The sequence below is a fragment of the Pseudoalteromonas sp. SG41-2 genome (assembly GCF_014164535.1).
GTDB classification, from domain to species: Bacteria; Pseudomonadota; Gammaproteobacteria; order Enterobacterales; family Alteromonadaceae; genus Pseudoalteromonas; species Pseudoalteromonas rhizosphaerae.
This window is the reverse complement of the sequence record NZ_JACJFK010000002.1, coordinates 81,302-97,468: the sequence shown is the minus strand read 5'-3', so window position 1 is coordinate 97,468 and position 16,167 is coordinate 81,302. Positions and strand designations below refer to the sequence as shown.

Sequence of the window (16,167 nt, the reverse complement as noted above, 5' to 3'; positions counted from 1 at the left end):
TTTAAAACATTTAATTTAAATAAATGGTGCCGACTAACCGAGTCGAACGGTTGACCTACTGATTACAAGTCAGTTGCTCTACCAGCTGAGCTAAGTCGGCACACTAAACTGTGTGCTAAGGCACGCATAATGGTGTTTTAATCATTTTATTTAAACACCATTATTTAAATAATGGTGCCCAGAGGCGGAATCGAACCACCGACACGAGGATTTTCAATCCTCTGCTCTACCGACTGAGCTATCTGGGCAATTTCAGTATTAATAAAAATCACAAAGGATTTTCAATGCAATTCCCACTTAGCTCTACTGACTGAGCTATCTGGGCAATTTCAGTATTAATAAAAAATCACAAAGGATTTTCAATGCAATTCCCACTTAGCTCTACTGACTGAGCTATCTGGGCAATTTCAGTATTAATAAAAAATCACAAAGGATTTTCAATGCAATTCCCACTTAGCTCTACTGACTGAGCTATCTGGGCAATTTCAGTATTAATAAAAAATCACAAAGGATTTTAAATACAATTCCCAATTAGCTCTACTGACTGAGCTATCTGGGCGATTTCAGTTTTAATAAAAATCACAAAGGATTTTTAATATAACTTCAGCTTAGCTCTACTGACTGAGCTATCTGCGTGTGCGGCGTATTAAACTGGTTTTGCCCTTTCAAGTCAACTTTTTTTTTATTCTTTATAACTGTTTGCACAGTTTTTCAACAAAGCGACTAATAAATGTAAAGTACGCTGTTTTTTACAGCAATAACTCTTTAATTTATGTATTGAATAGGTATTTTAACTGCTTTGTGCACAACAGTCCTAAAAACGTAGTGAATTATTTCTGGTAAATGATAGGATTGATTTCCAGTACACAAGCGACTGTTTAGATTGCGGTTGATAATAGATAAGTTGGATAATAAATGCTGAGTAAATTTTCTTCTCCTGTAAAAGGACTATTACCTCTTTTTATACTAATAAACTTAGCCGTAACAGCACTCGCTGTGGTTGCTTATTCTTTTTACCCTAGCCACACTGAAGACTCAAAAGCACCACCAAGCTCACTAAGTTTAATGACATTAGCTGAGCAATTAGACACACCTTTAGTAAATGCATTAACTCGAACAGGACAAGATAATGCCACACAACTACTAAATTTAAGTGCTGCGCTTAATAATCAATTTGATTACTACTTATATAGATATACACCTACTGCACAAACACAATTGGTTTTTGCTAGTAATAAACCGGCAATTGCACCGCTAAAACTTGATCAATATTCAGTTGAGCAAGGTATTATTCACTATCAATTAAATTTAAATGATCAACCCGTTGGTGAATTGATCATTAAACAAAAAATAGCTGTAACCCCTCTACTGCCAAATTATTCCATCGGACTTGCATTGGCTATTGCAGGAATTGCTGGAGTAAGTTTATTTTTACTGGCGCTGTTTTTTAACGTTTATCTTAATACGCGGATCCGCAAAAGTAGTGACACTCTTGCGCATAAATTAGAGAGCATCACTAAATCTGGTAGTTACAATACACATATCGACGAACAATTAGATATTGGCCTTGGCGTTGTAGCTAAAAATATCAATCAATTATTACAGCAAGTACAAGATGCCATCAATAGTAATGACATAGCCCAAAAAGATTTGCATAAGCTGCAAAGCAGTCTGGAAACTGAAGTGCAAAACCGCACTTTAGCGCTTGAAAAAGCGAGCCATAGAGCTGAACAAGCAAGCGAAGCCAAAACCACGTTTTTAGCAACTATGAGCCATGAGATACGCACTCCAATGAATGGCGTTATTGGCACCATTGATTTACTAAGGCAAACAGATCTTAATGGCGCTCAGCATCGTCTAAGCACAATTATTCGTGAATCAGCCTTTTCACTACTGGGTATTCTGGATGATATTTTAGATTTCTCAAAGATTGAAGCGGGCAAACTAAATATCGATCCAACTCCTTTTTCGGTCTCGGATACTATTGAAGAAGTTGCCAGAGTATTGTCATCGGTTGCAAAAAAACACCAGCTTGATTTAGAGCTTGCCATAGCCCCTGATGTACCAATTAATTTAATTGGTGATACTGTTCGCGTTCGCCAAGTACTTTATAACTTATGTAGTAATGCGATTAAATTTACAAGCACCGATGAAAATCGCCTAGGTCAGGTACGCATTGCTGTAGAAGTGGCACAAAATACTGCTGACCATTTTACTCTGCGTTTTAGCGTCAGCGACAATGGTAAAGGTATGAGCCAAGCTCAGCTGCGTGAAATATTCAATCCATTTATTCAAGCCGAAGGATCAATTACCCGTGAGTACGGTGGCACTGGCCTAGGTTTATCTATTTGTAAAAGTTTAACCGAGTTAATGTTAGGCTCGATTAGTGTTACCAGCGATATAGGTATTGGTAGTGACTTTGTGGTGGAATTGCCATTCAGTACTGAAAACACCATAAAGTATGCCCATAAAGGCGCCTTGAAAGATCATTCGGTGATACTCGTCACTGAGCATCAAAGCAGACAACAAACGCTTTCTCGTTATTTATCATTTATGGGAGCAAAAACAATTACAGTGCAAGCGGTGCAAGAAATTGAACAGTATCAAGACAACCCCGGTGTTATTTGGGTGCTTGATGGTATCGATTCAATGGATAGCATTAATTACTTACTACGCCGTTTACTGTACACCCTTGAAGATAATAACCAACAGGTGATCGTACTTAGTAAATTGGATGAAGCCGCAATAAATCACAAAAACATCTTTTACCTTAATGCGTCGCCATTATGTAAGTCAAACTTTATGATGTCGCTATTGGTTGCTGCGGGGCTGCATACACCAAGACAAGTTAAACCAGTTAAAACCCTTAATAATTATTTAAATATTGAACAAGCACGCGAAGAAAACAAACTCGTGCTACTTGTTGAAGACAATATTTTGAATCAACAAGTGCTTACCGATCAACTACATTTACTTGGGTTTGGCGTTGAGGTTGCTGAAAACGGCGAACAAGGTTTAAAAATGTGGCAAAGCGGTCGTTACCCATTAATTTTAACTGACTTACATATGCCTAAAATGTCAGGTTATGACATGGTTGAAAAAATTCGCGACGAAGCCGCGCAACTTGAAGACATCAACGCTCAGCCTTATGTTATTGCAGTAACGGCAAATGCCTTAAAGGGTGAAAAAGAACGCTGTTTAAATGCCGGTATTAACGATTTCATTACTAAACCTGTGGAATTAAATACACTAGAGGCAACACTTAATAGTTGGAGTGAAAGCAAACAAGAGTCGATTACAGCTTCTCCTAATAAGCCGTCAGCACCAATTAACTTTGAAATGCTCGCTAAATACATAAACAATGATGACGCAAAGCAGTTACGGTTCTTTAAAATGTACTTAGAGCAAAGCCATACGTTAGCTAAAGACATTAATACGGGGGTAATGACCGGTGATAAAGAAATAATAATTGCAGCTTGCCATCAACTTAGATCTATATCGAAAACAATTGGCGCAGAAAAAGTAGCTGAACTGGCAGCTGACTTTGAAGATAACTGTAAAGAACAAGACTTAACCAGTGATCAACTAATTGAACTGCGTGACAATTTAGAGATTGAGTACTCCCGTGTTGCGCAGTTTTTAAAAGAGCAAGTTAGTAATGCTCAAGAGCAAGATGATCTGATTTAATTCAAGCGTTAAAAAAGGGCTTATTGCCCTTTTTATTCGCATGTGAAAATCATTTTTCTGGCGGACGGTAGCCTTCGATTTCTACATCTTTATCTTCAAACAAAAAGCCAACCATTTGCTCTTCTAAAAAAGTACGATGCTCTGGATCCATCATATTTAAATGCTTTTCATTGATCAGCATTGTTTGCTTGTGCTGCCACTGTGCAAATGCTTCTTTAGAAATATTATTAAAAATCCTTTCACCCAACTCACCAGGGTAAAGTTGGAAACCAAGCCCTTCGGCTTCTTTTTGTAACTTTTGACAAAATACAGTGCGTGCCATGATTGCTCTCTTGTGCTCTTAGAAACGATATCAGTTAGTGTAAACTATTGTAGCAATTTGTTTAACTAGCTTTTTAGTTGGAGCGGCTAAACCAACCTCTATGGACTGGTCCAATGGGTACCAAACTAGTTGTCGCTCATTCACCACATCAGACACTTTATGCAAAGTGAGTACATGCGGATTAATAGTTAATTCAAAGTGCGAAAATATATGCGTAAAAGGCTCAATTGGCACAGTTGTAACGGCAAGCCCTTGCTGTGCTAAAAAAGTATCTAACTGAGATTTTTGCTCAAACTCAAAAAAACTAAATAAGCCGCCCCATATTCCTGAGTTAGGCCTTTTTTCCATCAATACTTGATCATTACATTGAATAATTAATTGATGACACACTTTCTTTGGCACTGCTTTTTTAGGTTTTGAATGAGGGAACTGTTTTACCTGCTCAGTCTTATACGCTGCACAACGCGAGCGCAACGGGCAAGGTTGGCAATCAAACTTGCTACGTGAGCAGAGGCTTGCTCCTAAATCCATCATTGCTTGGTTAAACTCAGTCACTTGTTTTGCTGGAGTTAACTGCTCTGATAGTTGCCATAATTGGTTTTCAACTTTTTTAACTCCGTACCAACCTTCAATCATAAAAAATCTGGCAAGCACACGTTTTACATTACCATCTAATATAGGATGATGTTGGCCAAGAGAAAGCGATAAAACAGCTCCTGCAGTCGAGCGCCCAATTCCAGGCAAAGCAACAACCTCGTCTAACGTTGTTGGAAACTCGCCTTTGTATTGATCTCGGATTATCTTTGCGGTTTTATGTAAATTGCGAGCTCGAGCGTAATAGCCCAATCCTGTCCAGTGATGCAGCACGTGATCTTCATCTGCATTTGCTAAAGCGATAATATCTGGAAAACTTTGCATAAACTTTTCAAAGTAAGGAATAACTGTGATTACCTGAGTTTGTTGCAACATCACCTCAGATATCCACACCTTGTAAGGTGTTTTATTTAATTGCCAAGGTAAAGTTTTACGCCCATGTAATTCATACCAATCGACTACTTGCTGAGAAAACCAGCTTGCTTCACTGTTGTTTAACTTCAAAATAACTACTTTTAAAACCCGACCCTTAATGGCGCTCAGTCTATTGCAGTGAGTTAAAATATCAAGTTATAAACATACACAAAAGATAAGGCCTTGTGATCAACGCCGTGGTCAGGGATAATACGCCACCATTTTAAGACATGTTGTTTTCATCAGGCCAAAATATATGAGTGATTCAAGTAACGATAACCTTGAGCAAGCGATGCAAGAAGGTAAATATATTCGTACCATTCGCAGTTTTGTTAAGCGCGAAGGTCGTTTAACCAAAGGACAAGCTGCGGCAATTGAAAAATGCTGGCCAACCATGGGGCTTGAACATCAACAAGGCATGCTTGATCTAGCCCAAGTATTTGGCAATGACAACGACGTTGTTTTAGAAATTGGTTTTGGTATGGGTAAATCATTGGTCGAAATGGCCAAGAGCGCACCACACCTTAACTTTATTGGTATTGAAGTACACCGCCCTGGTGTTGGCGCATGTTTAATGGATGCTGATGAAGCAGGCATTACAAACTTACGTATTTTTGAGCATGACGCTGTTGAAGTATTTGCTGATTGTATTGCTGAGGGCAGCATTACAACGGTGCAACTATTCTTCCCTGATCCATGGCATAAAAAACGTCACCATAAGCGTCGTATTGTACAACCTGCATTTGTAGAGAGCTTGCGTAGCAAATTAAAAATTGGCGGTGTCTTCCATATGGCAACTGATTGGGAAAACTACGCAGAACATATGCTTGAAGTAATGCAAGCAGCGGAGCATTTTAAAAACCAATCAGAGACTAACGATTATGTGCCACGTCCTGATTTACGTCCCTTGACGAAATTTGAGCAACGCGGCCATCGTTTAGGTCATGGCGTTTGGGATTTAATGTTCGAGCGTATTAGCTAAATTAATCAAAACAACTTTAAAGGCAAAGCCATATATGAGCGCATTAACTAATCCAAGTTCACTTTTACTACGCAATAGTGCAAACCTAACGGCGGACTCTATTTTAGTAGTTAATTTTGTGCAAGATGGCTTTTTGTCACAACTGCGCCAGTTAAATCCAAACAGCAAGATCAGCGCTTTTAGCTACAACCATGCTAATGGCGAATTTGCTAAAAATATCAACACTATTGATGTTTGTGTTAGCCATGAGATAGCCGGTCAACACTTTGACCTCGTTATTTATTACTACCCAAAAGCAAAACCTGAAGCATTGATGACGTTGGACAATATTCGCGCGGTTATCAACCCAGACGCTGAGTTACTGGTGGTTGGTGAAAATAAAAGTGGTGTGAAATCGATCGAAAAGCAATTTAGTAGCCACTGTGAATACAGCAATAAAATCGACAGTGCCCGCCATTGTGCTTTGTATTTATTCACCGAGATAAAAACCTTAGCTGAGTTTGTTATTACTCGTTACCACAAACAATTTAATGTTGATGTGGCTGGCGTTAGTTTTAATGCCATTAGCGTACCTGGCGTATTTAATCACGGTGAACTTGATGGCGGTACTAAAATACTGTTAGAGAATGCACCTGAAATTAAATCTGGCAATGTGCTGGATTTTGGCTGTGGCGCGGGTCTTATTGCGACCTTCTTAGGTTTGAAAAATCCAGCTTTGAGTTTTACCTGTACGGATGTTAGTGCTCTTGCAGCTTATGCAACCACGCAAACATTGGCACTTAACGGTGTAAACGGTAGCGCTTTACTAAGTGATGGATTAGCAAATGTAACTGGAAAATTTGAGCTTATTATTTCAAATCCACCATTTCATACCGGTATTGCCACTGATTATACTGTTGCTGAACAGTTTTTAAGTGGTGCTAAACAGCACTTAACTAAGCAAGGCAAGTTAACTATTGTTGCAAACTGCTTCTTGAAATACCCGCCAATTCTAGAAACTCAGTTCGGTAGTTATCAAGTAGTACACAAAACCAATAAATTTTCAGTGTATAGCAGTTAATTACAACTATTGCCTCACAAACGCTGCCAAATAATATAAATGGCAGCTTTTCAATAAAGTTATTATATTTTTTAGTCACTTTGATAGGTCTTTGCTAGACTTACAGCAACTCAATAAAAATTATATAACTGGGCCTTCATTACAATAATGCCTTTATCAACATCGCCAACAAGTATTCGCAAAGCCCTGATCAGTGCAGTCATGCTTGTTACTGCTTTGTGTTTATCGTTATCTATTTCTATTTCGACCTACCTTGATGTCAAAGAGCAAAAACAGTTAATCATCAATAAGCTCAATATCCTTGCAGAAATTATCGCCTTTAATGCCCAAGTAACCGTACTATTTGATGATAGAAAAACCGAAGAACAACGTCTTAAATCTTTCGAAAAAATTCCACTCGTTAAAAATATACATATTTACGCAATTGACGAAATTTCAAATAAAGCGGTATTTTTTACCAGCTTTAATGCACGAAAAACGCCACCAGTGCCGCTTCGGGTTGATAGTATTGAACAACTCCAACAGCCTAGGATCACTGAAGACTACGTAGAACTAATCAAGCCAATCACGTACGAAGGTGATATTAAGGGTTATGTGTATATTCGTGGCGGCCTAGAGCGCCTCAACGAGTATATCAACCAAAAAATTCTTATTGATATTCTTTTAACGTTATTCGTTTTAATACTGGTTTATTTTGTAGCAAAACGAATTCAAAAACGTATTGCCGACCCTATAGACCACTTAAGCAGATTACTGCAAGATGTCTCGAAAAATCATAATTACAACGCCCGAGCCCCAAAAACTAATATTACCGAAATCAACATGCTTTCGAACAGTTTAAACATCATGCTGACTCGCACGCAAAATCAAATAGAGCGCCATAAAAACGATAAGCAAGAAATTAAACAATTAAACCAAAGCTTAGAAGAAAAAGTAAACCAACGTACAATCGCGCTCAGAGAAGCAAATCAAGAGTTGCTAACAACCCTTGAACGGATGCATCAATACCAAAATCAGATTGTTGAAAGTGAAAAGATGGCCTCTTTAGGGCAAATGGTTGCAGGTGTTGCACATGAAGTAAATACACCTATTGGTTTAGGGATCACTGGCTCTACCCTGCTACGCGATAAACTGGCAGAAATAAGCCTAGGGTTTGAGCAAAAAACCTTAACCTCAAGTCAATTGAAACGTTTTATCGACAATGGTATAGAAAACTTAGATCTTATCTATCGGAATTTAAATCGCGCTGCGGAACTGGTATCCAGCTTTAAAAAAGTAGCGGTGAACCAAGATGGAGAGATTAATTCGCTGGTCAATATGCATGAGCTTATCACCAACGTGATGCTTTCAATGCGTACTGAATTAGAGAGCAAAGCTCCTAAAATCGTTATTCATTGTTCTGAACAATTGATGATCGAAAGTAAAGCAGGCCCGCTTCAGCAGATATTGCAGCAATTGTTAAGTAACTCGGTGATCCACGGCTTTAAAGATAATCAAAATAACGAAATCGAAATTACAGTGGAACGCAACGAAAGTAGCCTGAGCATTAACTATTATGATAATGGTATCGGGGTTGATAAAAGCGTTAAAAAACGCATTTTTGATCCCTTTGTTACCACTAAACGCGGCGAAGGTGGCAGTGGTTTAGGTATGCATCTAGTTTACAACTTAGTCACACAAGCCTTAGGTGGCAATGTTTATTTTGATGATCAAAATATAGAAGGCACACGCTTTATAATTACCTTGCCCTTAACTGAGGCAAGCAAATTATGAAACTAACGGGTTTATTACTGGCTCTGATGCTGTTGTTTCCAGCATTTTTACAGGCTAAATCACCTGAACAAGTCAAATCGGCATTTCTATTTCAGATTGCAAAATTCGTCGAGTTCCCCAAAGTTAACAATAAACAGGCTGTGACTTTTTGTTTTTATGACGTTGAACATGGAATTGGTGAGTTATTAAAGGATAATTCGAATCTTAAAATTAACGATATACCGATTGAAACAGTGTTAATTGATAAAAAACAGCAAATTTCTGAACTTTCTCGCTTTTGTGATATCACATACATTGATGAAACAATGGAAGATGATATAATTCCACTTTGGATCGATACCATTTCATTAAATACCTTAACAGTTGGTGAGAGTATCAATTTTTTAGAAAAAGGGGGCGTTGTCTCTTTGGTCCAAGAAGGGAATAAAATCCGACTGTATATCAATAAACAGCAGTTGTTGCGCAGCAGTTTTAAAGTGCAATCTCGGTTATTAGCTGTTTCTAAATTTCATCCGAATTGATTTTACTTGTTAACAATTGGATATACTCCTATAATCACTAGTATTCGGTTTTATAATACAATACCGAATTAATTGTAAATAAAATATTCCGAAAAAGGTTAATTAATAATGCAAACGCCAGTCATTCTGATTGTAGAGGATGAAGACGTAACTCGACTAAACCTCGTTAGTTTATTTGAAGCTGAAGGTTACAAAGTTATTGAAGCCATTGATGGCGATGACATGCATGACAAGCTTACAAATAATGATGATGTGAACCTTGTAGTTATGGACATCAACCTGCCAGGCAAAAACGGGCTAATATTAGCGCGTGAATTACGTCAAAAGCGTAACGTTGGACTTATTTTCCTAACCGGTCGTGATAATGATGTAGACCGTATTTTAGGCCTAGAAATTGGCGCGGACGACTATATTACTAAGCCGTTCAATCCTCGTGAATTAACTATTCGTGCTCGTAACTTGCTTTCACGTACTGCCCTTGGCGGTGAAGAATCAAGCCTTGAAACAAATGGTGTGATCACTTTCAATGGCTGGGAACTTGACGAAAATAGCCGCTGTTTAACATCACCAAATGGTGATGCCAAACGTTTACCTAAAGGTGAATACAGAGCACTACGTTTAATGCTTGACTCTCCAGGCCGTATTTTTAGTCGTGAGCAGCTAATCAAGCATATGACTGGTCGTGAGTTACGTGCAAATGACCGTACTGTTGATGTAACGATCCGTCGTATCAGAAAGCATTTTGAAAGTGATAACAGCACATCTGAGCTTATCAGCACCATCCATGGTGAAGGTTATCGTTTCATTGGTAAAATCGATAGTTAATATCCGTTCTACCAAGTAATGACAGCATTAACGTTCTAATTGCTGTAAGAATAAATGAAGGGCATGTTGCCCTTCATTTATTTTATCTGCCAATATTGTTAGCCAAGTATTTAATACTTCATCACTTTCTTCAATCGCACCATGTTCCATGATCTTAGCGTGTAACTGTACATCATTTAAACCAACTGAACCTGCAGCACCTTTAAGCTTATGTGCGACGGACTTATACTCTTCACGGTCACCAGCTGCTAATGACGTTGCTAACTCTTGCTGATACTGTGGATTTAGCTTTTCAAATAAACTGCTGCTGCGCTTAAATGTTACTATGCCCATCGAATTAACAAAATCTTCAATGGTTTCAACATCAAGTAACTCTACATTGATATTTTCACTGGCTTCTTTGCTAACCGTCAGGCGTGTTTCATCAGACTGTTGTAGATGTTTAATATCAAATAGTTCAGCCAGCATTTTATCAAGCTTCGTGGTATTGATAGGTTTAGCTAATGCGCCTTGAATTGAGATCCCTTGTAACTCTTCTTCGGCGCTACGCACATTAGCCGTAAGGGCGACAATAGGTAACTTATCAAAATGGCTATCGGCACGGATCTGTCTTGCTACTTCATCGCCATTAATATCTGGCAGTTGCATATCTAGCAGTACTAAATCCAGATCATCCTCAGTTTCAACAAACGACAATGCATCTTCACCGGTTTCAGCCCAGATAACTTCATGACCACGTTGCTCAAGTAAGTTAGTGGCGATTTCAGCATTAAGCGGCACATCTTCAACTAGCAAGATATTCAAACTACGGCCAACATAACTTTGTTCAGCCGGAGCGATACAAAGCGCCAGCGGTATTTCAACCACAAAACAGCTGCCCTCTCCTTCGGTACTGCTTACATGTAATTGTCCTTTCATTGCTGTAACCAAAGCCTTGGTGACCGCTAAACCAATACCTGATCCTATCGCATTAGTACCATTTAAATCCGGCGCTTTATAATACATATCAAAAATACGATGTAATTGCTCTTGTGGAATACCTTGCCCGGTATCTGTTACTTTCATGACTAACCACGCGCCATCCGCACGGTTTTCCCGAACACACGCTAATTGAACTTTACCTTGTTGGGTAAATTTAACCGCATTATTTATTAAATTCCACACCACTTGGCGTAATCGGGTCGGATCTAGTTGCGCATAAATATCCAACATACCTTTGCGCTTAATTTCAAACTCTAGGCCTTTTTGTTCAGCAATTAATCCAGCAAAGTTAACCACATCATTAATAAAGTCGGAAACATTTATTGAGTCGGTAACAATATCGAGTTGCTCGCGGTCTATTTTATCTAAATCTATAATATCATTAAAAATATTTCCTAATGTTTCAGCACTAGAAAATACTGTATTACACCAACTACGTTGCTGCTTATCCAAGTCGGTGTCTAGCAACATCCGGGTTAAACCCACAATACCATTGAGCGGAGTTCGTAATTCATGACTTAGGGTGGCAATAAATTTCCCCTTGTCTTTATAAGCGGTTTCAAGTGCTTGAGCAGCTTCTTTACGGCTGGTGATGTCGCGGCCAAACGCTAATAAACCAATGTAGTCACCGTCATCATTAATAAATGGGAGCTTGCGCATTTCAAACCAACGGTTTTCATTGCCTACAGGGTATTCAACATCAAGCGTTAATGCGGCGTGAGTTTTTTCGACTTTGTTATCAGTTAGTAATACTTCCGGTAAGAATTGCGTTGGATAAATTTCCTCTGCAGTTTTACCTATTAACTCGTCACTTGATTTACCCATCACCTCTTCAAACATTTTATTACAACCGGCAAAAACACCATTGTTATCACGGTAATAAAATAAATCAGGCGATGAATCAACAATAGAGCGCAGTAACATGCCTTGTTGAGCAAGCTCTTGCTGGGTTTTTTTACGCTCGACGATTTCTCGTCTGAGTTCTTCGATTGCACGGTGTTTGGCATGAAATGCCATTTTACGTTCATCTATCTCTACATTTAAGCGATTGATATTATCTTTTAAAGTTTGATTTAATAATTTTTCTTGCTTGGTGGCACTATCTAAATACGCATAGGAAGCATCTAACTGGCGAATTGAATTGATCAACACACTGATAATAATGGGCGACACTACTGCAGTAAAAAACATTACGGCAAGCACATCAACGAGCATCACCTCGCCCACTGCAACATAATAAAACATACACGACAATATTAATGCCAAGACTAATAGTAATGCATAACAGATAGTTGCGGTTTTGAATTCACCGAATCGAGTAATTAAACTGGAAAGTGTTCGAGCCCATGGACTCAAAGAGGAATCGATCATATATAAATCTGTCTCTTAACTATACATATAAGTATATAAAAAATCAGCTGACTACACAGCTACAAAAAAACCACTAGTGCTAATATGTTAGCATTTTTGCATTAACTATTTTCATGTTCCGCGACGAAAACAGAAAATTTTCATCTACCACGTATTTTTTATTTATTTCGTGTAAAATATCGCGCTTTACAATTGCCAATAACGAGATTTTTCATGCAAAGCAACATGCCCGATATAGCAGATACGGCTCCCGCCTTACAAACAGGTAAATTAGACTGGGTTGGTATGGCTGATATTGAACTGCCTTTTTTATTTGAATCTCGTGATCTTGCGCCTATTAATGTCAACGCTAAAGCTCGTGCTTTTGTTAATCTTCACAAAGAAGACGCAAAAGGTATTCATATGTCGCGGTTATTTTTAGCGCTCGATACCTTATCAACTGAGCAGCAGGTAAACCCCACAACGATTGCTCAAGCACTAGATACTTTTATTTCCAGCCATGAAGGGTTATCGGATCAAGCTAAAATTGAATTTAAGTTTGAACTACCGCTGCGCAGAAAATCACTCCTTAGCGGCAAAGCGGGTTGGAAAAGCTACCCGTTAACCATAGTGGCAAAAATTGACCGCGGTGTACTTAGTTTTGAGTTAAGCCTTGATGTAACTTACTCATCAACTTGCCCATGCTCAGCGGCATTAGCTCGCCAACTTATTCAACAAGCCTTTGTTGAAAAGTTTCAGCAGCATACTCTTAGCCATGAAGAAGTGGTCAACTGGCTTGGCAGTACCGATGGCATAATCGCCACACCGCATTCTCAACGCTCTATTGCCAATGTAAAAGTCAAACTAGATAGCAGCATCCGTGAGTTTGATATTTTAAGCTTGATCAATACTCTTGAAGATGAGCTTAAAACCCCTGTACAAGCGGCAGTTAAGCGTGAAGATGAGCAAGAATTCGCCCGTTTAAATGGTCAAAATCTGATGTTTTGTGAAGATGCTGCGCGTAAAATCAAAGCCGTGTTAGAAGATGCACAATACGCCGATTACTGGTTACAAATAAACCATTATGAATCTCTGCATGCCCATGATGCTGTAGCGATTGCAGTAAAAGGAATTGCTGGCGGATACCAGCCATAACTTAGCTGTTATAAAGTGTAACTTCATTACAACTGGGCACGTAAATTGCTAAGTAATTTATAGTGTCAATTTGTTGTTGTGGAGTTACCGTATGGAATTCGCTTTATTATCAATTTTAGTATTAGTCGTAGGGGCATCTGTTGTTGCGTCAAAGTTTACCGATGATGGCGGAAACCCTTACCCATTCACGCGTAAAACCAGTGTATTTACGCAAGTTGAAAGCTCATTTTTAAACCTTTTAGAACGTGCTGTAGGCGATCAATATAAAATTGTTAGCCGTGTAAAATTAATCGATATCATTGATTGTAAAAAAGGTTTATCTGCTAAAGCTAAACGTGCTGCAATCGCTAAAGCAAAAAACAAACAACTGGATTATGTGCTGATTGATAAAGAAAAGATGACGATTGTGGCAGCGGTTGACTTAGTAAACAACGCCAATAAAGATGGTCATAAAGCACAACGAGACTGGTTTGTTAATGGTGCACTTGAAGCTGCTGGCATTCCACATATCCGTATGAAAGTTAAATCTGGCTATCGGCCATCAGAAGTACGCGAAGCAATTATGTTTAAGCTTGGCAAGCCGACAGCACAAAGTAGTCGCCCGACACGCAACCGTGTTACTAAGCCGGCGGTACTATCTCCTTCGCAAGCTAAAGCCCATTCCACAGCTTTAGCTGAAATATAAGTTTTCTTAAACGATAAAATGCGAGCTTTTAAGCTCGCATTTTTGTTTTTTATCGCTAACTTCACGTATAATCTAAACATCTAATTAGAGGAATTTAAAATTATGAATGTCGGTATTATTGGCGCGATGGAGCCAGAAGTTAAAATTTTGCGTGAAGCAATGCAAAATCCACAAATTCTAACTAAAGCAGGTTTCACTTTTTATACAGGTGAATTAGCTGGTAACACTGTGACTTTAGTGCAATCAGGTATTGGTAAAGTCGCCTCTAGTATTGCAACAACGTTATTGATTGATAATTTTCAACCAGACTGTGTGATCAACACAGGCTCTGCCGGTGGTTTTGATCCATCTCTGAGTGTTGGCGACGTGGTAATTTCATCTGAGGTACGTCATCATGATGTTGATGTAACCGCTTTTGGTTATGAAATTGGCCAAGTACCACAGATGCCTGCTGGTTTTGCCGCTCACCCTAAATTAATCGAGGCTGCACAACAAAGTGTTGAAAGCATCAGTGACGTGAAGACCCTGATCGGCTTAATTTGTACTGGCGATTCATTTATGTGTGATCCGGTGCGTATTGATAAAGCCCGCGCGGACTTCCCTACTATGTTAGCTGTAGAAATGGAAGGCGCTGCCATTGCACAAGTATGCTTTTCTTTAGCTACACCGTTTGTAGTGATCCGTTCAATGTCTGATATTGCAGGTAAAGAGTCACCACAGTCATTTGAAGAATACCTAGAAACCGCTTCAATAAACTCATCAAAAATGGTGGTCGCATTACTAGAAAAGCTGACTACGGTAACGCTATAAGGTGTTACTCAATTTAGTTCAGCAACATTTGGACTTTATTGTATTTATATTAGCGCTCCTTGCTGAGCGCTTTTTACCTTTGGTAAGCTGGTATCACCCAAATACATTTTTAATTGCGGTATTTAGAGCACTTGGGAAACGCGTTTTTCGAAAGAGTGAACCTGCAAGTTACCAATATTTGTCCTCTTCGTTATGTTTCACCTTAGTCATTTTAGTGATCATGACCTTGGTAATCTTACTGCTTGAATTTGCATATTACCCTGAACTATTAGCTGGGTTAATTTTATACCTCAGCCTAGAGTGGCGAAGTGTAGAAAGTAAAGCGCTGCGTATTGCACGACTCGTTAAACAAAATCAAAAGTCTACAGCCCGAGAGTTATTAAAACCACTACTTGCTCGCCAGGTTGATAAATTATCAGGCCCTGGTCTTTGCAAAGCCATTATGGAAACGCTGATCTTAAGAGTGGCTCGTCATTACTTTAGCGTTATTTTCTTTTATTTACTATTAGGCCCTATGGCTGCACTGGCTTATCGCTTACTGACTTTGATCCACCAAGCTTGGCGCAAAGATATTTTGCCTAATAGCCCATTTTTAAAATCACTCAGTTGGCTATTATATATTCTTGAGTGGTTACCTACGCGGATATTGGCGCTGACTGTTGCAGCAAGTAAAGCCAGTAAATTGAGCGTTCATTATATTAAGCATTATGGACGGCATTTTTATCAAACAAATAGTGGCTGGTTATTAAGTTGTTGTTCGGCCTCTGTTGGTGTGCAACTCGGTGGCCCTGCCATATACCAAGATACTCGATTTGATAAAATGCGTATTGGTACTGAGCGTTTACCACAGGCTGATGATATTGCGGTATTGATCAATCGGCTAAATCAAGCGCGTGGCTTTTGGTTACTGGTTATATTTGGCATCGAAATCATTAAAACAATGTTGTAGATCACAAAGAGTAAAAAACCAGCCGAAGCTGGTTTTTAAAACTGAATTTTCATTCTTTA

13 protein-coding genes and 2 tRNA genes are annotated in these 16,167 nt (G+C 38.8%); 10 read left to right on the top strand and 5 right to left on the bottom strand.

The features are described 5' to 3' along the window. Window positions 1-24 precede the first annotated feature (24 nt). Window positions 25-100: transfer RNA gene (locus H5186_RS02025), tRNA-Thr, on the bottom strand. A gap of 72 nt (window positions 101-172) precedes the next feature. Then, window positions 173-248 (bottom strand) — tRNA-Phe (locus tag H5186_RS02020). A gap of 667 nt (window positions 249-915) precedes the next feature. Here H5186_RS02020 and H5186_RS02015 point away from each other — a divergent pair. Continuing rightward, on the top strand, window positions 916-3,687 hold the full coding sequence (locus H5186_RS02015) for a hybrid sensor histidine kinase/response regulator (RefSeq protein ID WP_182761644.1): 2,772 nt from the start codon (window positions 916-918) through the stop codon (window positions 3,685-3,687). Window positions 3,688-3,736: 49 nt separating this feature from the next. Here the strand turns inward: H5186_RS02015 and H5186_RS02010 are convergent, their stop codons facing one another. Then, window positions 3,737-4,009 (bottom strand): oxidative damage protection protein, encoded by a 273-nt coding sequence (locus H5186_RS02010; protein WP_145237543.1) that lies wholly within the window; start codon window positions 4,007-4,009, stop codon window positions 3,737-3,739. Window positions 4,010-4,039: 30 nt separating this feature from the next. Beyond that, window positions 4,040-5,107, bottom strand: coding sequence for an A/G-specific adenine glycosylase (mutY, locus tag H5186_RS02005; protein ID WP_220491211.1), 1,068 nt, complete (start codon window positions 5,105-5,107; stop codon window positions 4,040-4,042). A 166-nt stretch (window positions 5,108-5,273) separates the two neighbouring features. On the opposite strand from mutY, the gene trmB reads away from it, so the two are divergent. The 5 genes from trmB to arcA all read left to right on the top strand — a co-directional run bounded on the left by trmB (window position 5,274) and on the right by arcA (window position 10,178). Further along, window positions 5,274-5,999: a tRNA (guanosine(46)-N7)-methyltransferase TrmB gene (trmB, locus tag H5186_RS02000; protein ID WP_145237549.1), complete on the top strand. Its 726-nt coding sequence runs from the start codon at window positions 5,274-5,276 to the stop codon at window positions 5,997-5,999. Between the two features lie 34 nt (window positions 6,000-6,033). Further along, complete coding sequence (gene rsmC, locus H5186_RS01995; protein ID WP_182761645.1) at window positions 6,034-7,059, top strand: 16S rRNA (guanine(1207)-N(2))-methyltransferase RsmC; 1,026 nt, start codon at window positions 6,034-6,036, stop codon at window positions 7,057-7,059. A gap of 147 nt (window positions 7,060-7,206) precedes the next feature. Further along, a complete protein-coding gene (locus H5186_RS01990) occupies window positions 7,207-8,832 on the top strand; it encodes a sensor histidine kinase (RefSeq protein WP_182739405.1) in 1,626 nt (541 codons plus the stop codon). After that, a complete protein-coding gene (locus H5186_RS01985) occupies window positions 8,829-9,353 on the top strand; it encodes a YfiR family protein (protein ID WP_149980884.1) in 525 nt (174 codons plus the stop codon). Before H5186_RS01990 ends, H5186_RS01985 begins: the two co-directional genes overlap by 4 nt. Before the next feature lie 108 nt (window positions 9,354-9,461). Beyond that, the gene (gene arcA / locus H5186_RS01980) at window positions 9,462-10,178 is read left to right on the top strand and encodes a two-component system response regulator ArcA (protein WP_016709833.1); all 717 of its coding nucleotides are present in this window, start codon (window positions 9,462-9,464) and stop codon (window positions 10,176-10,178) included. 27 nt (window positions 10,179-10,205) lie between these two features. Here the strand turns inward: arcA and arcB are convergent, their stop codons facing one another. Then, window positions 10,206-12,530, bottom strand: a complete 2,325-nt coding sequence (arcB, locus tag H5186_RS01975) for an aerobic respiration two-component sensor histidine kinase ArcB (protein ID WP_182717014.1) — start codon at window positions 12,528-12,530, stop codon at window positions 10,206-10,208. Between the two features lie 213 nt (window positions 12,531-12,743). Here arcB and folE2 point away from each other — a divergent pair, with 213 nt between their 5' ends. From folE2 to H5186_RS01955, 4 genes are all read left to right on the top strand, one after another. Further along, window positions 12,744-13,664 (top strand): GTP cyclohydrolase FolE2, encoded by a 921-nt coding sequence (folE2, locus tag H5186_RS01970; protein WP_182717013.1) that lies wholly within the window; start codon window positions 12,744-12,746, stop codon window positions 13,662-13,664. A gap of 91 nt (window positions 13,665-13,755) precedes the next feature. Beyond that, window positions 13,756-14,349 (top strand): DUF2726 domain-containing protein, encoded by a 594-nt coding sequence (locus tag H5186_RS01965; RefSeq protein WP_145237569.1) that lies wholly within the window; start codon window positions 13,756-13,758, stop codon window positions 14,347-14,349. A gap of 102 nt (window positions 14,350-14,451) precedes the next feature. After that, complete coding sequence (mtnN, locus tag H5186_RS01960; protein WP_182717012.1) at window positions 14,452-15,159, top strand: 5'-methylthioadenosine/S-adenosylhomocysteine nucleosidase; 708 nt, start codon at window positions 14,452-14,454, stop codon at window positions 15,157-15,159. A gap of 1 nt (window position 15,160) precedes the next feature. Further along, window positions 15,161-16,108 (top strand): cobalamin biosynthesis protein, encoded by a 948-nt coding sequence (locus tag H5186_RS01955; protein ID WP_182717011.1) that lies wholly within the window; start codon window positions 15,161-15,163, stop codon window positions 16,106-16,108. The last annotated feature ends 59 nt before the right edge of the window (window positions 16,109-16,167 follow it).